Origin of the sequence: Kosakonia oryzae (assembly GCF_001658025.2) — a bacterium.
GTDB classification, from domain to species: Bacteria; Pseudomonadota; Gammaproteobacteria; order Enterobacterales; family Enterobacteriaceae; genus Kosakonia; species Kosakonia oryzae.
The window spans coordinates 4831446-4854326 of the sequence record NZ_CP014007.2; the positions used below are offsets into that span (position 1 = coordinate 4831446).

General features: G+C 54.1%; 18 protein-coding genes and 1 pseudogene. 6 read left to right on the top strand and 13 right to left on the bottom strand.

Going from position 1 to position 22881, the window contains the following annotated elements:
- Window positions 1-5 precede the first annotated feature (5 nt).
- From AWR26_RS22915 to pmbA, 3 genes are all read right to left on the bottom strand, one after another.
- Window positions 6-932 carry a PLP-dependent cysteine synthase family protein gene (locus AWR26_RS22915; protein ID WP_082934130.1) on the bottom strand — a complete coding sequence of 309 codons (927 nt, stop codon included), beginning with the start codon at window positions 930-932 and terminating at the stop codon, window positions 6-8.
- A gap of 601 nt (window positions 933-1533) precedes the next feature.
- Entirely contained in the window at window positions 1534-1920 is a 387-nt protein-coding gene (gene cybC, locus AWR26_RS22920; protein WP_043955395.1) for a cytochrome b562, read from the bottom strand.
- Window positions 1921-1980: 60 nt separating this feature from the next.
- Window positions 1981-3333 (bottom strand): metalloprotease PmbA, encoded by a 1353-nt coding sequence (gene pmbA / locus AWR26_RS22925; RefSeq protein ID WP_064568666.1) that lies wholly within the window; start codon window positions 3331-3333, stop codon window positions 1981-1983.
- A gap of 95 nt (window positions 3334-3428) precedes the next feature.
- Between pmbA and yjgA the strand changes: the two genes are divergently transcribed.
- Together yjgA and AWR26_RS22935 are read left to right on the top strand one after the other, a co-directional pair.
- Window positions 3429-3983: a ribosome biogenesis factor YjgA gene (yjgA, locus tag AWR26_RS22930; protein ID WP_064568667.1), complete on the top strand. Its 555-nt coding sequence runs from the start codon at window positions 3429-3431 to the stop codon at window positions 3981-3983.
- A gap of 288 nt (window positions 3984-4271) precedes the next feature.
- Complete coding sequence (locus AWR26_RS22935) at window positions 4272-5480, top strand: aldose 1-epimerase family protein (protein ID WP_064568668.1); 1209 nt, start codon at window positions 4272-4274, stop codon at window positions 5478-5480.
- Window positions 5481-5542: 62 nt separating this feature from the next.
- Here AWR26_RS22935 and mpl read toward each other — a convergent pair whose 3' ends face one another.
- On the bottom strand, window positions 5543-6925 hold the full coding sequence (mpl, locus tag AWR26_RS22940; RefSeq protein WP_064568669.1) for a UDP-N-acetylmuramate:L-alanyl-gamma-D-glutamyl-meso-diaminopimelate ligase: 1383 nt from the start codon (window positions 6923-6925) through the stop codon (window positions 5543-5545).
- 276 nt (window positions 6926-7201) lie between these two features.
- Here mpl and fbp point away from each other — a divergent pair, with 276 nt between their 5' ends.
- Window positions 7202-8200 (top strand): class 1 fructose-bisphosphatase, encoded by a 999-nt coding sequence (fbp, locus tag AWR26_RS22945; protein ID WP_064568670.1) that lies wholly within the window; start codon window positions 7202-7204, stop codon window positions 8198-8200.
- 44 nt (window positions 8201-8244) lie between these two features.
- On the opposite strand, the pseudogene AWR26_RS22950 reads toward fbp, so the two are convergent.
- The 6 genes and pseudogenes from AWR26_RS22950 to ytfQ form a co-directional block, all read right to left on the bottom strand.
- Window positions 8245-8742: pseudogene (locus AWR26_RS22950) on the bottom strand (DUF2569 domain-containing protein).
- 14 nt (window positions 8743-8756) lie between these two features.
- Window positions 8757-10322 carry a methyl-accepting chemotaxis protein gene (locus tag AWR26_RS22955; RefSeq protein ID WP_064568671.1) on the bottom strand — a complete coding sequence of 522 codons (1566 nt, stop codon included), beginning with the start codon at window positions 10320-10322 and terminating at the stop codon, window positions 8757-8759.
- 111 nt (window positions 10323-10433) lie between these two features.
- Entirely contained in the window at window positions 10434-11432 is a 999-nt protein-coding gene (gene yjfF / locus AWR26_RS22960; protein WP_064568672.1) for a galactofuranose ABC transporter, permease protein YjfF, read from the bottom strand.
- The gene (ytfT, locus tag AWR26_RS22965) at window positions 11419-12441 is read right to left on the bottom strand and encodes a galactofuranose ABC transporter, ATP-binding protein YtfT (RefSeq protein ID WP_043955409.1); all 1023 of its coding nucleotides are present in this window, start codon (window positions 12439-12441) and stop codon (window positions 11419-11421) included. Before ytfT ends, yjfF begins: the two co-directional genes overlap by 14 nt.
- 13 nt (window positions 12442-12454) lie before the next feature.
- Entirely contained in the window at window positions 12455-13957 is a 1503-nt protein-coding gene (gene ytfR / locus AWR26_RS22970; RefSeq protein ID WP_064568673.1) for a galactofuranose ABC transporter, ATP-binding protein YtfR, read from the bottom strand.
- A gap of 54 nt (window positions 13958-14011) precedes the next feature.
- Window positions 14012-14968 carry a galactofuranose ABC transporter substrate-binding protein YtfQ gene (ytfQ, locus tag AWR26_RS22975; protein ID WP_064568674.1) on the bottom strand — a complete coding sequence of 319 codons (957 nt, stop codon included), beginning with the start codon at window positions 14966-14968 and terminating at the stop codon, window positions 14012-14014.
- A 403-nt stretch (window positions 14969-15371) separates the two neighbouring features.
- Between ytfQ and ppa the strand changes: the two genes are divergently transcribed.
- Together ppa and AWR26_RS25930 are read left to right on the top strand one after the other, a co-directional pair.
- Window positions 15372-15902: an inorganic diphosphatase gene (gene ppa / locus AWR26_RS22980; RefSeq protein ID WP_023478348.1), complete on the top strand. Its 531-nt coding sequence runs from the start codon at window positions 15372-15374 to the stop codon at window positions 15900-15902.
- A gap of 9 nt (window positions 15903-15911) precedes the next feature.
- Window positions 15912-15971, top strand: coding sequence for a hypothetical protein (locus AWR26_RS25930; protein WP_139227952.1), 60 nt, complete (start codon window positions 15912-15914; stop codon window positions 15969-15971).
- Window positions 15972-16097: 126 nt separating this feature from the next.
- Here the strand turns inward: AWR26_RS25930 and AWR26_RS22990 are convergent, their stop codons facing one another.
- Genes AWR26_RS22990 through tamA form a run of 3 tightly spaced genes read right to left on the bottom strand, consistent with a single transcriptional unit; the run spans window position 16098 to window position 21957 of the window.
- Window positions 16098-16448: a gamma-glutamylcyclotransferase family protein gene (locus AWR26_RS22990; RefSeq protein ID WP_035887013.1), complete on the bottom strand. Its 351-nt coding sequence runs from the start codon at window positions 16446-16448 to the stop codon at window positions 16098-16100.
- A 2-nt stretch (window positions 16449-16450) separates the two neighbouring features.
- A complete protein-coding gene (tamB, locus tag AWR26_RS22995) occupies window positions 16451-20227 on the bottom strand; it encodes an autotransporter assembly complex protein TamB (RefSeq protein ID WP_064568675.1) in 3777 nt (1258 codons plus the stop codon).
- Window positions 20224-21957, bottom strand: a complete 1734-nt coding sequence (gene tamA, locus AWR26_RS23000) for an autotransporter assembly complex protein TamA (RefSeq protein WP_064568676.1) — start codon at window positions 21955-21957, stop codon at window positions 20224-20226. The genes tamB and tamA overlap by 4 nt, the downstream gene beginning before the upstream one ends.
- A gap of 244 nt (window positions 21958-22201) precedes the next feature.
- Between tamA and msrA the strand changes: the two genes are divergently transcribed.
- The gene (gene msrA / locus AWR26_RS23005; RefSeq protein WP_043955418.1) at window positions 22202-22846 is read left to right on the top strand and encodes a peptide-methionine (S)-S-oxide reductase MsrA; all 645 of its coding nucleotides are present in this window, start codon (window positions 22202-22204) and stop codon (window positions 22844-22846) included.
- The last annotated feature ends 35 nt before the right edge of the window (window positions 22847-22881 follow it).

Sequence of the window (22881 nt, forward strand, 5' to 3'; positions counted from 1 at the left end):
CTGGGTTATTTTGCCGCTAGTTTAGAGATATAGCGCTCACCGGAATCAGGAGAGATGCAAACAATATGCTTGTAGAGTGCCATTTCGGCTATTTTTTTCGCCACTGAAACAATAGCACCACTCGACAGGCCAATATCTACTGCATCACTGGTATACAGCTCATGGCAGGTGTCGATGGCTTCTCTATCGGTAACCTGATAAATCTCGTCGACAAATTTTTTGTCATATATTTCCGGAATAAAATCAGAACCGACCCCTTCAATACACCAGGGCTTTGGCTGACGATCCTCGGAATATTTATCTGCGTGATAAATCGAACCGGCTGGATCAATAGCGATAATTTTCACATTGGGAGCATGTTCGCGGAAGTAACGCGATATTCCCATGACGGTACCGCCGGATCCGATACCACAAACAATGGCATCCACATTGCCCTGCGTTTGTTGGTATATTTCTGGTGCTGTTGAAAAATAATGAGCTTCACTGTTATAAGGAGAACAGAATTGGTTAAGATAATACCGCCCGGAAACTGCTGCGTATTCTTTAGCCATTTCTATATAGTGGGTTCGGGAACCTGCGGGGGACGATGATGAAGTGAGGATAACATTAGCGCCAAGATGTTTTAATAACGCCAGTTTCTCTTTACTGATTTTATCATGGGTAACAATGGTGACTTTATATCCCTTATGCTTTCCGATCCAGGCAACGCCAACACCTGTATTACCGGAGGTAGCTTCAACCAATTCCATACCGGGTCTAATTTTCTCATGCCGTTCGCATTGAGAAATCATCCGTAATGCAACCCGGTCTTTTATTGATCCTCCGGGGTTGAATGATTCCAGCTTGACATAAAGATGAGAATTGAACTGCCGGTCTTTAAGAATCTCTATCAATGGCGTATTGCCAATTGAATCCGTGATATCACCTGTCATAGGTATTTAATCCATCAAATTGTCACAAGAATAATACGACTGGCTATCATAAGCCAGCCTTATAAGGCTATGCCCCAAATTAATAACAGTCAATCAACAGGCAATAGTGCTCAAATAATCACCTCTTTGTTTTTATACATATTTTTCATGGAGTTACAATAAAACCACTAATAGACAACAAATGATAACAGTGACAATCAGATAAAAATTAGAATGTATTTTTATAACCGCGCAAAAAGACAGGATATTCAACCAGACAGAGTCTGGTGAATAAGTTTTATTATTCACATTGCGATTACAGCGAAATATTATTTGCAACGCAGAGATCCCTTCATGGAATTATTCCAATCTTTGTATTCAGCATTTGTGATAATTTCATCGTGTTAAAATAAGGCAAATAATCTTTGTCTGTGAAGACGTATCGGCAATATTTCGGATAACGGTTTTTAATATGCCAGAAAAGCAAGCTACCAAATTTGGTTATTATTGGCTAAATACGGAAACGCGCAGGGAGAGGATAAAAACGTCTCTGTGAAGAGGATAAGGGGGAAACCGCTATCTTCCCCCTGAGGAATGCTTTATACGTACTGCTCAAAGCCGATTAACGATACTTCTTGTGATAGGTGTTGCGCGTGTCAACAAACCCTTTCGCTGCCGCCTGTGCTTCTTTCACTTTGCCTTCGTTGGCCAGCTTCAGCGCACCGTCAATTTGCCCCACCAGGATATCAAAACCGTGCCGGAAATCTTTCATCTCGGCGCTGTCCGGCGCTTTGCCTTCCAGCTTCGGCGGTGTGGCTTTTTGTGCATCCAGCGCGGCGGTACGCATCTTGGTTAACGCATCTTTCATTTCTGTGGCGTCACTGGTTTTCTGCACCACTTTGAGATTTTCGTTGAGGGTATCCATATCATCACCGAGATCGGCGGCAAACACCGTCGAACCAACAAACAATGACGACACAGCAAGGATCGCTAACAGATTTTTACGCATTGCTCACTTCCTTTTTATTATTCACGCTTAAGGCGCACTGCTTTGCGCCACGGAGTAATGTTATTGTCCGGCGATTTTCATCTCCGGTAACAACACTGAACCACACTGAATGTTACTGCGCTGTTCAATATCGTCACCGATGGTAACAATATTGCGCCACATCTCTTTTAAGTTGCCGGCGATGGTAATTTCGCTCACCGGATACTGAATTTCACCATTTTCTACCCAAAAACCAGAAGCTCCACGGGAATAATCGCCGGTAATACCGCTCACGCCCTGCCCCATCAGTTCGGTCACCACCAGGCCGGTGCCCATCTCTTTCAGCATCTGCTCAAAGCTCAGGCCGCGTCCGGCAATGCGCCAGTTGTGAATACCACCAGCGTGGCCAGTGCTTTTCAGCCCCAGTTTACGTGCGGAGTAGTTGGTCAGCAGCCACTGCATCAACACGCCATCTTTAATGATATCGCGGCGTTCGGTGCGCACGCCTTCGCTGTCGAACGGCGTCGAAGCCAGCCCTTTACGCAGATGCGGATGCTCTTCAATGGTCAGCCATTCCGGCAGGATCTGTTTGCCGAGATAGTCGAGCAGGAAAGTCGATTTACGGTACACCGCGCCACCAGCAATCGCACCGACCAGATGACCAAACAGCCCGGTTGCCACTTCATGACCGAAAATTACCGGCGCTTTCATGGTCGGCAGCTTACGCGGCGAGAGGCGCGACAGCGTGCGCTTAGCGCACTCTTCGCCGACCCACTCCGGCGTTTTCAGATCGTTGATATCACGACCAATGGTGTACGCATAATCGCGCTCCATTTCGCCGTTCTCTTCGGCAATCACGCAGCTCGACAGCGAATGGCGGGTGGAGCAGTAGCTTTGCAACATACCGTGGCTGTTGCCGAAAACTTTAATGCCGTAGTGGCTGTTGAAGCTGCCGCCTTCGGTATTAGTGATGCGTTTGTCAGCCTTCAGCGCGGTTTGTTCAGCGCGAGCCGCCCACTCAATCGCCTCATCCGGCGTCACTTCCGCCGGGTGGAAAAGATCGAGATCCGGCGCATCGAAGGCCAGTAGTTCTTTGTCCGCCACGCCTGCATAAGGATCCGGCGAGGTGTAGCGGGCAATATCCAGCGCGGCCTGCACCGTACGGGCGATGGCATCCGGGCTGAGATCGGTGGATGACGCGCTGCCTTTGCGGTTCTGGTGATAAACGGTGATCCCCAGCGCGCCGTCGCTGTTAAATTCTACATTCTCCACTTCACCGTAGCGCGTGCTGACGCCGATCCCGGTGGTTTTGCTAACCGCCACTTCCGCACCATCCGCTTTCCCGGAGGCCAGCTCCAGTGCTGTGGAAACCGCTTCTTCCAGCGTTTTGCGTTGTTGTGCAACTTGTGTGATTACTTTCATCGCCAATGCCATAATTAAGGGAGAGAATCTTTGAAGTCTAACAGAGAACCGTTTTTCAGTGCGCGCCTTAACTGGTAACATTAGCCTCTTTTTTTAAGGAGCCTGAGATGACAAAGCAGCCCGACGACTGGCTCGACGACGTGCCCGGTGATGATATTGAAGACGAAGATGATGAGATCATCTGGGTCAGTAAAAGTGAAATTAAGCGCGATGCTGAAGAGTTAAAGCAGCTTGGCGCGGAAATGGTAGATCTGGGGAAAAACGCGCTGGATAAGCTCCCGCTCGACCAGGATCTGCGTGACGCCATTGAACTGGCGCAGCGCATCAAAAAAGAGGGCCGCCGCCGCCAGCTACAGCTGATCGGTAAAATGCTGCGTCAACGCGACGTGGATCCTATCCGCCAGGCGCTGGATAAGCTGAAAAACCGTCACAACCAGCAGGTGGCATTTTTCCATAAGCTGGAGCAGATTCGCGATCGTCTGATCGAAGAGGGCGACGATGCGGTGCCGGAAGTGCTGAACCTGTGGCCGAACGCCGACCGTCAGCAACTGCGTTCGCTTATCCGTAACGCGCAGAAAGAGAAAGAAGGCAACAAACCGCCAAAATCCGCGCGTTTGATTTTCCAGTATCTGCGCGAACTGGCCGAAACCAGCGAGCAGTAATCGCCCGACAATCCCCCTCTCCGCCAGGGGAGGGATTTCCCCCGTTTTTTTATCGCCTTTCTGCATTACACCTGTTTAGCTGAATCGTTAAAGCTAAAATCATCAGCGATCACAAATTTAATACCGTTATACGTTTCATTTCTCTCATAAATGGGATCAATATTCGCTTTTCAGACATCATTCTGCGCTGTTTTTCATCAGATGAATCGGATCACATTTTATCCACTGCGCAAAACGTAGATTTTCGCCGTGGTGACGATAATCGATTCAGCTAAAAAGGATGAAATGATGAAAAAGAGAGTAATACTTTCCGCTCTGGCACTGCTTATCTCTGGCCCGGCGATGGCGAAAACTTGGGTGCTGACAAGTGCTGAAGGCGGTACAGAACAAGGAAACTGGCGGATTACCAGCGATCAGCTGAACATCAAAGATCAGCAGTTCAGCATTGAGCAGGTGGTACTGCATGGTGGCAAGCAGGAAGGCAGTAAAGTCATTAAACTGATCAGCAAAAACGGCCTCACCATTGCCCTTAGCCCGACGCGCGGCATGAATTTGCTTTACGCCGACGGTTTTGGCGTACATCTGGGCTGGAATTCACCGGTTAAAGAGGTAGTCAACCCGGCATTTATTAACCTCGAAAGCCGTAACGGCCTGGGCTGGCTGGAAGGTTTCAACGAGATGGTGGTGCGCTGCGGTTATGAATGGACCGGCCATCCGGTCACCGCTGACGGGCAGATTTATACCCTGCACGGCAAAGTGGGCAACACGCCTGCATCCCAGGTTTCGGTGGATGTCAGCGAAACAGCGCCTTATGAAATTCGTATTCGCGGGCTGGTAAAAGAGAGCGCGTTTAAAAAAGTGGATCTGCAAACTGAGACGGAGCTGCGCTATATTCCTGGCAGCAACAGCTTCAGCCTGCATGATGTGCTGACCAACCATGCGGATTACCCACACGACTATCAAATTATCTATCACAGCAACTTCAGCAAACCGATTCTCGAACAGGGCGCGCGTTTTATAACGCCGTATGAAAACGTCAGCCCCTTCAATGATTACGCCAAAGGTGGCCTGAAAGAGTGGCAAACCTACGCCGGGCCGACCAAAGGCTTCGATGAGATGGTGTTTAATATCAAACCGCTGGCCGATGCCAGCAAACAGACGGTGGCCGCGCTGGTGAACAAAGCGGGCGATATAGGGGTGGCGATTAGCTATAACACCGAACAACTGCCAGTGCTGACGATGTGGAAAAACACGGACACGGAAAAACAGGGCTATGTCACCGGAATTGAGCCGGGCACCAGCTATGCCTATCCGGTCACCATTGAACGCGCGCAAAAACGCGTAAAACAACTGCAACCGGGTCAGAGTACACGCTTCGATCTGACGTACACCCTGCTGCATAACAGATCACAGGTGGCTGACGTAGAGAAACGCGTGAAAGAGATTCAGGGCAGCAAAACGCCGCAAACTATCGACACGCCAATGGCAAAAGAGTAATCCGCAGCCATAAAAAAAACCGCGCCGGGTTCCCGGTCGCGGTTTTTTATTTCAGCCAGCCGTCAGAGCTTGTCCGCTTCGGCCTCAGCCTTTTTCGCTAAGCCATCAAGCAGCTTCTGGTGAATGCCGCCGAAACCGCCGTTACTCATCACCAGAATATGATCGCCAGGCTGTGCGGTTTTGATGATCATCTCCGCCAGCGTATCGACATCCGCGCTCCAGTGAGCAGGCTGCACACAGGCGTCGGCCACTTCCGCCACCTGCCACGGAATATGCTGCGGTTGTAGCAGGAACACTTCATCAGCGCGTCCCAGCGACGGCGCCAGATCGTCTTTGCAGATGCCCATTTTCATCGTGTTGGAGCGCGGTTCCAGCACGGCGATGATTTTCGCCGTACCGCCGACTTTACCGCGCAGCGCGGCCAGCGTGGCGAGGATTGCCGTCGGGTGATGCGCGAAATCGTCATACACCGTTACGCCGTTTGCTTCCCCGCGCAACTCCAGGCGACGACGGGCATTGATAAACGAGCCCAGTGCACTGGCGGCATCCGCCGGTGTAACGCCAACATGGCGCGCAGCGGCAATCGCCATCAGACCGTTGTGCATGTTGTGCTCGCCCACCAGACCCCAGTTCACCTGCCCAACGCATGCGCCGTCCAGCCACACTTCCCAGCTTGAGGCATCGGTGGACAGTTTCTTCGCCTGCCAGTGGCCCTGTTCGCCCACCAGTTCCTGCTCGCTCCAGCAGCCCATCGCCATGGTCTGCTTCAGGTTGATATCGTTTTCCGGCCAGATGATTTTCCCTTGTCCCGGCACGATGCGCACCAGGTGGTGGAACTGCTTCTGAATCGCCTTCAGGTCGTCAAAAATATCCGCATGATCGAATTCAAGGTTATTCAGAATCAGCGTGCGCGGGCAGTAATGAACGAATTTGGAACGCTTGTCGAAGAACGCGCAGTCATACTCATCGGCTTCAATGACGAAGAAAGGGCTATCGCCCAGACGCGCAGAAACCTCAAAGTTCCCTGGTACGCCGCCAATAACAAAGCCCGGCTTGTAGCCGCAGGCTTCGAGGATCCAGGTTGCCATCCCGGCGGTGGTGGTTTTGCCGTGCGTACCGGCAACGGCGACGACCCAGCGATCGCGCAAAACAAAATCGTGCAGCCACTGTGGGCCGGACATAAATGGAATGTTTTTCTCCAGCACGGCTTCCACGCATGGATTACCGCGCTTCATGACGTTACCAATAATCACTAAATCCGGTGCGGGATCGAGTTGGCTTGCGTCATAACCTTCAATCAGCTCAATGCCTTCCTTTTCTAGCAGCGTGCTCATCGGCGGGTAAATATTGGCGTCAGAGCCCGTCACCTGATGTCCCAGCGAACGCGCCAGCAAGGCCAGGCCGCCCATGAAAGTGCCACAAATCCCCAAAATATGAATGCGCATACGTTTTTATCCTTTCCAAAACTGGCGCACATTTTACGCATATGTTTAACGTCTGAGAAATGCATTTCAGGATAATCCCCATACTGCTGGCGCGATTCACCTGAGCACGGCCTTTTGAATCTTTGTTAGTATTGTTGTATGTCCGTCGCGTTTTCGACTTCGAAAGCGCTGGCTGTTAAGGTTCAGGCTGTTTACTATCCGGGACTTGCTGTCACCAGCAACCTGAAACCTTCAGGACAAGATCGCTTTACTCCATATACATGCAGGGAAAGTGTTATGAAAACGTTAGGTGAATTTATTGTCGAAAAGCAGCACGAGTTCTCACACGCCACCGGTGAATTAACTGCTTTGCTGTCGGCGATAAAACTGGGCGCCAAGATCATTCATCGCGATATCAATAAGGCCGGTCTGGTCGATATCCTGGGTGCAAGCGGTGCTGAAAACGTCCAGGGCGAGGAGCAACAAAAACTCGACCTGTTCGCAAACGAAAAACTGAAAGCTGCACTTCGCGCACGCGATATCGTGGCCGGTATCGCATCTGAAGAAGAGGACGAAATTGTCGTTTTCGAAGGTTGTGAACACGCCAAATACGTGGTGCTGATGGATCCTCTTGATGGCTCATCGAACATCGACGTTAACGTCTCTGTCGGAACCATTTTCTCTATTTACCGCCGCGTGACTCCTGTCGGCACGCCGGTTACGGAAGAAGACTTCCTGCAACCGGGCAACAAACAGGTTGCTGCGGGCTATGTGGTCTACGGTTCGTCCACCATGCTGGTTTACACCACCGGCTGCGGTGTCCACGCCTTTACATACGATCCATCACTCGGCGTTTTCTGCCTGTGCCAGGAGCGTATGCAGTTCCCGGAGCGTGGCAATACCTACTCCATCAACGAAGGTAACTACATCAAATTCCCGCAGGGCGTGAAAAAGTACCTGAAGTTCTGCCAGGAAGAGGATAAAGCGACCAACCGTCCGTATACCACGCGCTATATCGGCTCGCTGGTGGCGGATTTCCATCGCAACCTGCTGAAAGGCGGCATCTACCTCTACCCAAGCACCGCAAGCCACCCGCAAGGGAAACTGCGTCTGCTGTATGAGTGCAATCCGATGGCGTTCCTCGCTGAACAAGCGGGCGGCAAAGCGAGCGATGGGAAAGAGCGCATTCTGGATATTCAACCGGAAAGCCTGCACCAGCGCCGTCCGTTCTTCGTCGGCAATGAGCACATGGTTGATGATGTAGAACGTTTTATGCGTGAATTCCCGGACGCGTAAGCGCAGGGAAAGAGGAATAAAGCGCCACAAATGTGGCGCTTTTTTTAGCGCACGAAAGTCCGTTTAACGCGCTCGGAGATAAGGAAATAGGGCACCCAAATCGCAGCGCTTATCGCATTGCGGATCAACGCCTTCACCGTTTCGAAGACGAACGGCAGCGCGATAAGGTAGTGTGCCAGCAATAAATCAACGCCGTAAAAAATCAGCCAAATCAGCAGAAAACCAATGTAAAAGCGCGGAAGCTAACGCTTTTTCCGAAAAAACAGGCCGCAAACAAACAGCGTATAAGCGAACATGGCGATATAGAAAACCAGTTCGTAAATCAGCAGCGCTTTCGGCCCTGTGCCGATGGCACTGTAGTGCTCCATCAACACTTTGGTGGTGGTGTTAATGGAGGCAATGATCGCAATCAGCGACACCAGCAGGCCAATCGCCGGTACAAACAGCCAGCCGCGGATCTTTTTAAACTCGCGCTCTTCGCACGCCGCACAATAATCGCTGTCTTTCAGCGCTTCGTTATCGCATTGAATACAAACACCCATTTCTCTTCCTTTGATTATCCCTGGGTTTGCAGGCGGAATGATGCCATCGCTTGCAACAGCTCGCGCGCCTGCTCTTCCAGCGAACGGGTCGCGGCAGACGATTGTTGTACCAGCGCCGCATTCTGCTGCGCGGTTTCATCCATCTGACTGACCGCGATATTGACCTGCTCAATACCCCGGCTCTGCTCTTGCGAGGCGTTGGCGATTTCGCGCATCAGTTTGGTCATACGCAGCACTTCTTCGGCGATTTCATCCATTGTTTCACCCGCCTGCATCGCCAGATCGCTGCCTTCAGACACCTGCGCCTGCGAGCTGCTGATAAGCTGGCGGATCTCTTTCGCCGATTCGGCGCTGCGGCTGGCAAGATTACGCACTTCCCCGGCCACCACCGCGAAACCACGCCCCTGCTCTCCCGCGCGCGCCGCTTCGACCGCAGCGTTCAACGCGAGGATATTGGTCTGGAAGGCAATGGCATCAATCACGCTGAGAATATCGGCGATGCGATCGGAACTGCTGGAGATATCGCGCATTTTTTCAATCACATAGCACACCATTTCACTGCCGCGATCGGCGGTATCGGAAACGGTTTTCGCCAGTTTATGCGCCTGCTCGGCGTTGTCGGCGTTCAGTTTCACCGTGGCGGTGATCTGCTCCATGCTGGCAGCCGTTTGTTCAAGCGATGTCGCCGTTGACTCCGTGCGTTGCGACAGATCGACGTTGCCAGCGGCCAGTTCGCGGCTGCCAGTATCGATTTGTGCGCTGGCATCACGAACGCGGGTAACCGAGCTTATCAGCGAGTGACGCATCTCTTCGATGGCCGCGTTCAGACGGTTAAACTCTTTACTGCTTGCCTCGGCTTTAACTGCAATCAAATCGCCGGCTGCAACATGCTCAAGCTGTTCGATAGAGCGATCCAGCGGTTTCAGCAACATATGGCGCAGCGCCAGCCAGGCCAGCACGATAATCCCGGCGACCATCAGCGCCACCACCAGAATCAGCAACATCACCACGTGTTTGCTGCCCTGTACGGCGTCCACTTCCGCTCTGCCGCGCGCCTCGCCCCACTTCTGGAAGGCTTGCATATCGTTGTCGAACTGGCGGGAAATGGGGATCAGTTTGTTTTCCAGCAAATCGTAGTAGGCATCCGCGCTTTGCTGATTCAGCGCATCCTGCATCGGTTTAATGCCCTGGTTCACGTAATCGCCGTAGCTTTTCGCCACCTGGGCAAGCAGCGCGGAACCCTGCTCATCATCCACACCAGCGGCGATCACGTTGCTGAGAGACTGTTCGCCCTGCGCGATTTCGCCGTTGATCTGCTTCACGGATTTGGCCGCGTCATCCAGCAGCCCCACTTCCATCATCCGCACCGCCTGACCGGCTTCGTTACGCGCCCGCAAAATCAGCGTGTACCCCTCGCTCAGGCGCGCCATTTTTTCGCCCTGAAGTTGACTAATTCGCTCCAGCGACGAGGAGCTTTTATTAAGTGCATACACCCCGATGCCGCTGACCAGCAGCAGCAGCAGCGTCATAACAGCCAGCAAAGAAAGTAAACCAGTACGGATCGAAAGCGTTTTAAGCATGATGTGAATTCCGGTAGCAGCGATACTTTTTGGCGTAAATTAAGCCCATTTCGTCAGTTATCGACCGCTACCGGATTTACTTTAGGAGAAAGTAATTATTTCAATGTGTTATTACTTTATTGCCGTTGTGTTAACGCGTGTTACAGGAGAGCTTTGACGGTTCTCCCACAGCACGGTCAGGCCGCGTTGCAACGCGATAAAAATAAACAACAGGATGCCGATGGCGATTTTCGTCCACCACGAGCTGAGCGTGCCATCGAAGTTAATATAGGTCTGGATCAGCCCCTGAATCGCCACGCCAAACAGCGTTCCCAGCACCGTGCCCACGCCGCCGCTGAGCAATGTCCCGCCAATGACCACCGAGGCAATGGCGTCCAGTTCCACGCCTACGCCCGCCAGCGCGTAACCGGCCTGGGTATAAATCGAGAAGACAATCCCCGCCAGCGTCGCCAGCCCGGTAGAAAGCATATAGATGCGAATGGTGGTGCCGCGGGTGGAGATCCCCATCAGGTTCGCCGACGTCGCGTTGCCGCCAACGGCATACACTTCATTGCCAAAACGGGTGCGGTGAGCGAGGAAAATCCCCATTACCACCACCAGCAACATTAATAATCCCATAGCGCTCAACCGCCCGCCGCCGGGGATCATCCACGCAAGGCTGGAGAGCGAATCATAGATCGGGTGATTAATCGGAATCGACTCTTCCGAGAGCAGGTAGCTGACGCCACGCAGGAAGAACATCCCCGCGAGAGTAATGATAAATGCCGGGATTTTTAACGCGTCGATCAGCAGCCCCATAAATGCGCCGAAAGCGCAGCCCATCAGTAAAATCATCGGGAAAGCGAGCAGCGGCGATATTCCCCAGTCACCGATCGCTTTTGCCAGAAAGACGCCGCTGAAGGCGATCACCGAGCCGACGGACAAATCGATACCGCCGGAGAGGATCACGAAGGTCATACCAACGGCGATAATGCCCAGAAAAGCGTTATCCGTCAGGATATTGCAAATCACACGCGTCGAGGCAAAACCGGGAAACTGCGTCAGGCAGTAGAGATAACCGAGCACAAACACGCCTAACGTTATCATCAGCGGCAAATTACGTTTTATCATGACCGCGTACTCCTTTAATCAGCGCGATAAAGCGCGGCGACTGGACAATCAATACGCACATCACCACCACCGCTTTTACGACCTGGTTGAGTTCCGGCTGGAAACCGGAGAGCAAAATCCCGGTATTCATACCCTGAATAATCAGCGCACCGACCACCGAGAGTACAAGGTTAAAGCGCCCGCCCATTAACGAGCCGCCGCCAATAACCACCGCCAGAATGGCATCCAGTTCCAGCCACAGCCCGGCGTTATTGGCATCTGCGCCGCGAATATCCGCCGCGACGATCACCCCGGCGATAGCCGCACACACGCCACTCAATACGTAGGTCAGCATCACCACGACGCGCGTATTCACCCCGGCGTTTTTTGCCGCGCGAATATTAATCCCTGCCGCTTCAATAAACATGCCGAGCGCCGTTTTACGGGTAAACAACCAGAACAGCACCAGCGTGAGCAGCGCGATAATCACCGGCGTCGGGAACAGCAACAGCGATCCGCTGCCGATCCACGCCAGCGACGGCGCGTTAAAGGTGACGATCTGCCCGGAAGTAATGAGCTGCGCCACACCGCGCCCAGCCACCATCAGGATCAGCGTGGCAACGAAAGGCTGGATCTTGAGGATCGCCACCAGAATGCCATTCCACAATCCGGCCAGCACGCCGGTGCCCAGCGCGGCCAGCAGCACCACCGTCAGGCTGTGCCCGGAAACGGTGAGCGATGCCGCCGTTGCGCCCGCAATTGCCATCACTGCACCAACAGAAAGATCAATGCCGCCGGTGGCGATCACCAGCGTCATACCAATCGCCAGCAACGCAACGGGTGCTGCGCGGTTAAGAATGTCGATCGGGCTGCCGAACAGGCGACCATCCTGCAGCACCACCTGATAAAAATGGGGCGCGACCAGGCTGTCCACCACCAGAACCAGCACCAGCGCGATAAGCTGGGGCGTTCCGGTGGGCCAGTTAAAGCGGCGCTTCGGCTGCCCGGTTTGACCCACAGTTTGAGGCATCACACTCTACTCCTTACGCCGCAATGGCATTCATGATCGCCGGAACCGACAGCTCTGCGAGCGGGATCTCCGCCACCTGTTTGCGATCGCGCATGATAATCACGCGATCCGCATAGCCCACCAGCTCCTCCAGTTCAGAGGAGATAACCAGCAGCGCCAGACCATCGGCGCAGAGGGTTTCAATCAGACGAATGATCTCAGCGTGCGCGCCAACGTCGATACCGCGCGTCGGTTCATCGAGGATCAGAAATTGAGGCCGGGTCAGCAGCCAGCGCGAGAGCAACACTTTTTGCTGGTTGCCGCCGGAGAGAAACTCAATCGGCTGCTCAGCGCTCGGCGTGCGGATCCCCAACTGGCGGATGAAGCGCTCGGCAATCGCGTTTTGCTCTTTGCGCGGAATCGGCCGCAGCCAGCCGCGCTGCGCCTGCAACGCCAGCACAATGTTTTCACGGACGGAGGCCGCCGCGATAATGCCGTCGGTTTTGCGGTCTTCCGGGCAAAAACCGATTCCCAGGCATGAAGCCTGGTGCGGAGAGCGGAGGGTCTGGCTCTTACCTTTGATGATCGCGCTGCCGCTGTCGGCGGGTTTGATGCCAAAAATCACTTCGGCGGTTTCGGTGCGCCCGGAACCCAGCAGCCCGGCCAGGCCGACGATTTCGCCGGGGCGAACTTCCAGATCAAACGGCGCGATGACGCCTTTTTTGCCATAGCCGCTGAACGCCGCAACCGGTTTCTCGCTCAACAGCGTACGTCCGGCGCGCTGAAGCGCGTTGCTGTCCAGTTCGCGGCCCAGCATCATTTTCACCAGCTCGATTTGCGGCAACTCGCGGGTTTCGCGACAGCCAACAAAACCGCCGTTACGCAATACGGTAATGCGATCGCTGACTTCATACACCTGATCGAGAAAGTGGGTGACGAAAATCAGGCTGACGCCCTGGTCGCGAAGCTGGCGCATCAGCGTAAACAGCATCTCGACTTCCTGGGTATCAAGGCTGGCGGTCGGTTCATCGAGGATCAGCACTTTGGCTGACAGATCGATGGCGCGGCAGATCGCGACGATCTGTTGCATCGCCACCGAAAAACGGTTGAGCGGCTCGCGCACATCCAGCGAGAAACCGTAAGATGCCATCAGCTCGGTCGCGCGTTTTTCCATCTCTTTACGGCGCAGCAAACCAAAACGCCGCGGTTCGCGGCCAATAAATAAGTTATCCGCCACCGACATATTCGGCAGCAGGTTTACTTCCTGGTACACGGTGCCGATGCCAAGTTGCTGTGCATGGGCGGTGTTTTTGGGATTGATCTGCTGACCTTCCAGCCAGATAGCCCCTTTATCCGCATGATAAACGCCGGTTAACGCTTTAATCAGCGTTGATTTCCCGGCGCCGTTTTCCCCAAGCAGCGCCATGATCTCGCCACGCCGCAGGCTGAAATCCACGTTATCGAGCGCTTTTACGCCGGGAAAGAATTTACTTAAGCCTTCGGTACGCAGGATTTCCTGGTGTGCTTCCGCGTTCATTATCGACCCCTTAAACCATTACCCCCTCCCCGATGGGGAGAGGGTTTTCACGACTCAGTAACCCATATTTTTCTTTTTCTCCAGCTCCTCTTTTGCCGTATCCGGCAGATAGAGCGTGGATTTGGTGATGGTCAGCTTCGGCGGCAGGGTGCCGTCTTTTTTGTATTTCTCTAACGCGTCGAATGCCGGGCCAGCCATGTTCGGTGTCAGTTCGACGCTGGCATTGGCTTCGCCGTCAATCATCGCTTTGTAGATATCCGGCACGCCATCGATGGAGCCGGTCAGGATATCTTTGCCCGGTTTCAGACCCGCTTCTTTGATCGCCTGAATCGCACCGATCACCATGTCATCGTTATGGGCGTAAACCATGCAGATGTTTTTGCCGTTGTTTTCCGCCTTGATGAAGCTCTCCATCACCTCTTTACCCTTACTGCGAGTAAAGTCGCCGGATTGCGAACGGATGATCTTAATGTTGGGGGCTGTAGAAATGGCTTCGGCAAACCCTTTCTTACGATCGATCGCCACGCTGGCGCCGACGGTGCCTTGCAGTTCGACGACGTTACACGGTTTGCCAGCCACGGTTTTCACCAGCCATTCGCCAATCAGCTTGCCTTCAAGAATGTTGTTGGCGGTGACGGTGGTCATATAGAGCGATTTATCTTTAACATCGATGGAGCGATCGAGCAGGAATACCGGAATTTTGGCGTCTTTCGCTTCTTTCAGTACCGGCTCCCAGCCCGTTGCCACCACTGGCGCAATAAAGATGGCGTCCACGCCCTGAGCGATAAACGAACGTACGGCTTTGATCTGGTTTTCCTGTTTTTGCTGACCGTCAGCGATTTTCAGCGTAATGCCGCGTTTGCTGGCTTCGCTTTTCGCGACGTTGGTTTCAGCGGCTCGCCAGCCGGATTCTGATCCGACCTGCGAAAATCCTACGGTTAAAGGGGCGGCCATCGCCATAGACGACATGGCTGCCGAAACTGCTGTGACAAGAAGTAAGCGCTTCCACATAAGAGCATCCTCGTAGGGTTATTGTTGGCTACAACTTCACCTGCGGAGAAAACTATAGACAAACCGCGATGTAACAGAATGCGTTACATCACAAATCGGAAAAGTGAATGAATTGTTGATTACCAGTTGAGATCTGGCGCGCGAAATGACGCACTCTTATGTACCCTAAATCCGCACTTGATCTTATGGAAATTTAACTGTTGCAGGGTGGTGAAAAATTACGCTGTAATCGTTTCCACAAAATTATTCAGTATGCTGCTATTGTTATGGATAAAACGGTCATGAAAAGGGGATGCGAAGCGCTCTGAAAATGTGTGAGTAAGTTAAAACAGGCGAAGACATTCACCGCCAGTTGGCTATAATACCCGGCACTTGTTTGCCACACATTTTAAAGGAAACAAACATGAGCTTATTGAACGTCCCGGCGGGTAAAGATCTGCCAGAAGATATTTACGTGGTTATCGAAATTCCGGCTAACGCTGATCCGATCAAATACGAAGTTGACAAAGAAAGCGGCGCGCTGTTCGTTGACCGTTTCATGTCCACCGCGATGTTCTATCCGTGCAACTACGGTTACATCAACCACACCCTCTCCCTGGATGGTGACCCGGTTGACGTGCTGGTGCCGACGCCGTACCCGCTGGAGCCAGGCTCTGTGATCCGTTGCCGTCCGGTTGGCGTGCTGAAAATGACCGACGAATCTGGCGAAGATGCGAAACTGGTTGCGGTTCCGCACACCAAACTGAGCAAAGAGTACGATCACATTAAAGATGTGAACGACCTGCCGGAACTGCTGAAAGCGCAGATCACCCACTTCTTCGAGCACTACAAAGATCTCGAAAAAGGCAAATGGGTGAAAGTGGACGGTTGGGACAACGCTGAAGCCGCGAAAGCGGAAATCGTTGCTTCCTTCGAACGCGCTGCCAAAAAATAATACGCTTCAGTGAAAAAGCCCCGGTGCGCATTATGCGGCCGGGGCTTTTTTATGGCTGCGCATCGATGAATCGCCTTACCCGGCCTGCACTGGGCAACGATCTGGATTAAGCATTGATCGGGTGCCATCCGGCGAAAAATTTCTGCGGCCCGCCAAAGAAAAACCGCGCCATGCGGCGCGGTTCTCTATGACTAATTACTTCTGGTACTGTTCCCTGTCCAGCCAGTTACCGCTTTCAATCAAGGTTCTTCCCTCAACCGAACGCTGGTACACATACATCCAGGCGCTGCCATAAGGCGTCTGGATCAGTTGACGTTTGTATTCGCCCCCTGCGGTACGTAAGGCATCCAGTTCACCGAGCGTTGCCGCGTCGATGCGGTAAACTTCACCCTTTACGTTTCCTTCGCCCGGAACAGCCCCCGGGTAATGCCCCAGACTATACAGCTGATGATTTTCGACGCAAAAGTCCCCCAGCCACTGAGCGTTGGTCATCCAGTGGCTGTTGCCCTGCTTGCGTCGTAAACTGCCGTAGACAAATATTCGCATTGCTAAAACTCAAACTGATAGAGCAAATCTAGTGCCTGATCTACGCCAGACACCGCTTCAAGATACAGCTTAGGCATCAGGCGATAACGTAACGTGAGAGTCGCCAGTGAGTCAAAAATTCCTACACCATATTTGACCTGTAGACCCGGCAGAACATAGCCGCTGACCACCACCTGGGAGGAGTCGCCTACCCCCTGAGTATCCAGCGCCAGATTGCTGACGCCGAATGTCTCGCCGATTTTACCCACAACCTGACCACTTTGTGCAACCCCTAAGCCAATCAGCATAGAGGTCATTGCCGCGCTGTCGCTCTGCTCGCTATCCAAACCCTGCCCGCGCAGCAGATAAGAGAGCGCTTCCTGCTGCGACATCGCCGGATCGGAGAAGATCTCAGCTTTCGGTTCATCCGCCGTACCGGTAACACGAACCCCGGCGATCACATCGTTCTCGGTCGACTCCGGATTACGAATCGCCTCAATGTTCAGCAGCGGTTGATCCGGCGGGCCGGAGAACAGCAGTTCGCCTTTGCGCACAATCAGATCCTGGCCATACGCATGGAAGCGCCCTTCCGGGATATTAATTTGCCCGTTCAGCCCCAGCCCTTGCTTATCCTGCGCCACTTTCAGGTCGCCGGTCAGCCGTGCTTTCAGACCGAAAGCATCCAGCCGCACGTTATTGCCGACGTGGACCGTCAGATTGCTGTTGATCGGAATCGACGCGCTCTTTGGCTGCTCCGGTTGCAGATCGTTGTTGAGCATCACCTCATCACTGGAGACGCCCACTGCGCTTTCCGGCAGATCGTGCACCACAATGCGCGCCCACGGCACATCGACATTCCCATCGAGCGTAAACAGGCTTGGCGTGGCTTCAAATACCACATCTGGCGAAACATCCAGCCGCACCATCGGCGGCACAGTAATGCGCACTTTACTGCCTTTCGCCGCCACGCGCGCACGCCAGTTATCCAGTTGCCGCCAGTCAGCATCCCCGCTGAGGTTAATCTGCCCTTGCCCGGTACGCACCACGCCCTGCAACGTCGAACTCATGCCGTTGAAATTGATCGCCAACTGGCTGGGCTGCATGTCAAACGGCATAAAGTTGCCCTCGACATCCAGCCCGTTCAGCCCTAGCTGTCCGAACAATTGCGGGCTTTGTGCATTCCCCGCCAGCCGCAGGTTGGCATTCAGCGTCCCTGCGGCTTGCTCGCCACGGCTAAAGATGGCGTTGGCCATCGCCAGCGAGAAGTTACGGATGTTCACATTACCGCCCAGATTACGTCGTCCCTGCGGATCGGTAATCTGTAGCTGACCGTCAAACTGGCCGTTGTTAGTCAGGCGAATCAGCCAGCCGAGATCGGCACGGTTGTTACGAAGCTGCGCATTCAGGTTCAGGGTATCGAACGCCACCGGCAGCGGCGCGCCATTCACTTCCTGGGTGACCTTCACGCCGCGCCCGGAAAGCGTCACCTCGCCCTGCGGCAGGCCCTCTTTGGTGGTGTCCCAACTTACATCCGCCTTACCGCTGAATACGCCGCTGGCCTGCGTGGTATCCGGCATAAACGGTTTGAGCATCGCCAGATCGAAGCGATTCAGATTCACTACCGCGCGCCCTTCAGCGCCCGCATCGATAGTCTGCGGCACGCACAGTTCAGCGTTGGGGTTCAGCCAACAGTGCGGGCCGATAGCGATTTTCTGCTCCAGATTACGGTAGTCGAGAGTGATTGGCCGGTTGATCGACCACGGGCCAACCGGCGTGGCAAAGCGGGTATCGCTCAGCGTCCCTTTCCAGCGCTGCTGCTGGCGATCGAAGCTCCCGGCCAGATTTAACTGCCCGGAGACCGGCTCGCCCTGCACGCGCAACTGCAATTTGTGCTGCTTTTCGTTGCCGTCGGCATTCAGCGTTACCAGGCTGAGGTTCACGCCCGGCTGGGCGATACGCTCAATGCGCGCGTTGAGTTTCCCGGCGATCTGATCGCTGGACGTAACATCCCCTTCAACGCGAACGCGGGCGACAGACAGCTCCTGCCAGCGCAGTGCATTGGCGGTAATGTCCACCAGCGCCTGCGGCGCATCGACCGTACCGCGCACTTTCACCACCCCTTTCGCCGTTCCACCGAGGCCCGGCAAGGCGTTATTCAGCCCCGGCGCATCAATGTTAGCGTCGAGGTTCAAATCCTTAACCCCCAGTTCGCCTTTGATATCGGCGCTGTTTTTCCCCAGCGCCAGATGCAGGCCCGGGATCGTCCACTGCAAATAGCTGTTGCCCTTTAGTTGCCCGTCAACGCTCACTTTGTTTTGCTTCACGTTGCCGCTGAGTTTCAGCTCCGGCACATCCATCTGCCAGCTCCCGCCGTACAGGCTGCCGCGGGTTTTGATCAGGCCATTCAGTTTTGACGGCCACTCGGGGAAGGCTTTTGCCGTATCAATGCCATTAAGCGTCAGTTCGCCGCGCCAACTGATCGCCTGCTGCCAGTCGAGCAGCGCTTTCAGTTCGGTTTTCCCTTCCAGCGCGGCAACAGTCAACTTATCAAGGCTGATCTGCTGCGCGTTACCTTTACCGTCCAGCGTGATGGTTGCCGGGGGAATATCCTGCCCTTTCACCGCCGTGCGGAACGACAGCACGTAATCGGTCATTTTGCCGGAGAAGCTCAGTCTGGTATCGTCCGCCTGGAACTGTTTTGTCCCGGTAAACGGCCAGTAAAGTTGCTGGCTCGTCAACTCAAGGTTGAGCGGCAATCCCGCTTCGGCGAGCTGCGTTTGCGCCCGTAAGACCATATCAACCGGGCCGGAGAGATTCACACCAACCTCAAGCTGCTTACGCATTTCACCGCCAACTTTCAGCTTCACCTTCTCGCCCTTCAGCGGATCGATATTGAGTGTGCTGTTGAGGGTGATATCCACCGGCCAGTTATCATGCAGTTGCGCGCTGCCGGTGGCGTTTACCGTACCCTGGCTGGAGTCGATATCCAGCGCATCAAGCTTCATCTGTCCATCGATGCTGCTGACTTTCAACAGCAGGCTACTGACCAGAAGATCGGTGTCGCCGGTCAGGCGCAACTGTTCGCCGCGGAACTCCTCAATATTGAGGTTCAACGGCAGGTGCACATCGGTCATTTCCGGCAGCAGCGGTTTGTCAAACAGCGCTTTCAGCGTTTCGCCCAGTGGTTTTTCCTGCGGCTGCGGGTTCTGGATCTTCGGCTCCACCACCTCTTTTTGCGCGACATTGGCCACTTTCGGCAGCGCAATTAACAACCCTTTCAGCGAGGTCGGCGTCAGCGTCAGGTTCTTTTCTTGCCAGTTCAGCCCGGTGCTGAAATCCATCACCGATACCGTGGTGTCATCGATTTTGATGTTTACCTTGTTCAGCGCCACCCGGCTTAAGGTAATCGGATAGGGCGTGGAGAGATTGAGCGGCCCGCTCTCCTCTTCCTTTACGGGCGCGCTCTGCGGCATTTGTTTGCTGTCGATAGCGACGTTAATCTCTTTCAGCGACAGATCGTTGACGCACAAACTGCTGTTACGCAGGCAACCCAGTTTGACCGCAAGGTGGATCTCCCCGGCATTGACCGCCACGCCAGGCTGCGTATAGCGCAGGTTTTTCAGCGTCAGATCGCGCCAGCCGCCGGTAACCTGGCCGATTTCCAGCCCCGGTACCCAGCGGTTTGCTGCGTTAAACAGCAGATGCAGCCCGCTGGTGGTCCCCACCAGAAAGGCAACGGTTGCCAGCAGCAGCAGGATAAACACCAGTACGCCGAGGCTGATTTTCTTCCATAAACTCATAATTCTGGCCCCAGACCGATGTAAAACTGTAATCCGTGTTCATCTTTATCGCCGACCGGCACGGCGAAATCGAGCTTGATAGGCCCGACCGGCGATTCCCAGCGTACGCCAACGCCGGTCCCGGTTTTAAAATCGCTGCGCCGGATGTCGCTGACCGCTTCGCCGCTGTCAACAAATACGGCGCCCCACCATTTCCCGGTCACGTTGTACTGGTACTCCAGCGAACCGGTCGCCAACTTGGATGCCCCGATCAGCTTGCCGTCATCATCTCTTGGCGCGATGGATTTGTATTTGTAACCGCGAATACTGCGATCGCCCCCGGCGAAGAAGCGCAGATCCGGCGGTACGCGGTTGAAATCACCGGTTTCGATCCAACCGAGATTGCCGCGCGCCACAAAGCGATGGCGATCGTAAAGCGTGCGGATCCAGACGTTTTGCGCCTGCAATACGAGGAAATCGACATCCGATCCCCAGGCGGTGTTGGAGTAATCAACCGAGTAGCGTTGCGAGTCGCCCCAGGTCGGCATCAGGCCGCCGCGCGAGCGGGTACGGCTGATCATCACGCCGGGGTAGAGCAGCATGGTGGTGTTGGTGACGCTGGCCTGAGTAAAGTGGTCGAGGCTCCAGCGCAGGTTAATCGCTCGCTGCCAGCCGCTGGAGAGATCCCAGTAGCGCGACAGCGCAAGCGTGGTGGAATCCGCTTCAGTATCGTTCAGATCGGTACGTTTAAAGCCGCCCTGAACCAGATAATATTGCTCCAGTGGATTTTTCAGCAGCGGCATTTTATAGCTGAAATCAAGCTGCTGTTCCGGCGCCGAGACGCTCATGCTGGTGGTCAGGCTGTGGCCGTAAGAGTTCATCCACGGCTTTTTCCACGTCGCTTTAACGCGCGGCCCGACATCGGTGGAGTAGCCAACCCCCGTTTCGATGGTATTTTCCGTACGTGGTGACACCACGCCTTTCAGCGGCAGCACTTTGGTCCTACGCGCTTTATCAAATTCCGGAGCAACCACAACAGAGTTAAACCAGCCGGTGGCGGACAGGCGACGGTTCAGCTCCGCCAGATCCTGGGTCTGGTAGTAATCCCCTTCATGAAACGGGACGAGGTTTTGCAGATATTCGTCGCGAATTTGCGAACCTTCAAAGGTCACCGCGCCAAAGCGGTAACGCTGGCCGCTGTCGTAGTCGATATCCCAGAAGGCCTGGTGGCGATCGAGCGCAACGCCGAGCTGGCTTTTAATAAACTGACTGTCAAAGTAGCCTTTGCGCAGCGCCACATTGGTGAGGGATTTTTTGAAATTGTCGTAATCGTTATGGTGCAGCACGGTGCCGATGGCGGGACGCTTTTTGAGCAGCGCCAGGTAATCGCTGTCGTCACGTGCGCCGCCGCGCAGGATCACGTTGGTGCCGCCAATCAACACCGGTTCACCCGCAGAGACGCGGGCAATCAATACCTGACGCCCTTTTGCTGGTGGCGGCAGCAGTTCGAAATCAATGGTAGGTTCGTAGTAACCTAAGGCTTTCAACCCTTCGCGGATAGCATCATCAACACGTGCCTGAAAACGCCGATCCGGCGTCACTTCGTCACTCTGGATAGTGGACAACTGAGCGCGCACATTCTTTTGCAGTTCGCCCGTTAATCCCTCCAGTTTTAATCGTACATTCGCGGCAAAAGCCGTTTCACTCGCCAGCAACAAACCGGCAAAACATAAAAGACGGATCTTTGGCACGTTCTCTCCTGAATATCCTTGTTCCCACCTCTGGAAGGAAACGTAAGCGCAACTCCGCGCTGAGCCTGGTCGGCTTTTATGCAGAACACAGACTGATAAAAACCCGCTAATGCAGGTTGAAAAACGGACGGCTAGCCCAAAATTTCTTATGTTTAAATCTAGCCTGATTTGTGGTGTTTATTGTGTTAAAACACACGCCGCAACACAACCCTAACCGCAATTACTCTCGCCGGGAGGTATCACCGTGAGCTTTTTTGATAAAAAAGACCTTGTTTCTCAGTCAGATGCATTGCCCGGACGCAATACACCCATGCCTGTCGCCAGTTTACACGCTGTTAACGAGCATTCAATGAGCCATGTTCCCGAAGGTATGGAGATTGCGCTGTTTGCTATGGGCTGTTTCTGGGGCGTAGAGCGCCTGTTCTGGCAGTTGCCGGGCGTCTACAGCACCGCTGCGGGCTACACCGGCGGCTATACGCCAAATCCGACCTACCGCGAAGTGTGCACAGGGCAGACCGGCCATGCCGAAGCCGTGCGCGTGGTGTACGACCCGAAAGTGGTGAGTTACGAGCAGTTGCTGCAGGTGTTCTGGGAAAACCACGATCCGGCACAGGGAATGCGTCAGGGTAACGATCTCGGCACCCAGTACCGCTCCGCAATCTACCCGCTGACGCCGGAGCAAAACGCCGCCGCGCGCGCCAGCCTTGAACGCTTCCAGGCAGCCATGCGCAGCGCCGGAGATGCACGTACCGTGACCACGGAGATCAAATCCGCAACGCCGTTCTACTACGCGGAAGATGAGCACCAACAGTATCTGTATAAAAACCCGCATGGATACTGCGGTATCGGTGGGATTGGGGTTTGTTTACCACCGCAGCTTAACCCATAAAATAGTAAGGGAATTCTCAGACAATTCGGCGAAAA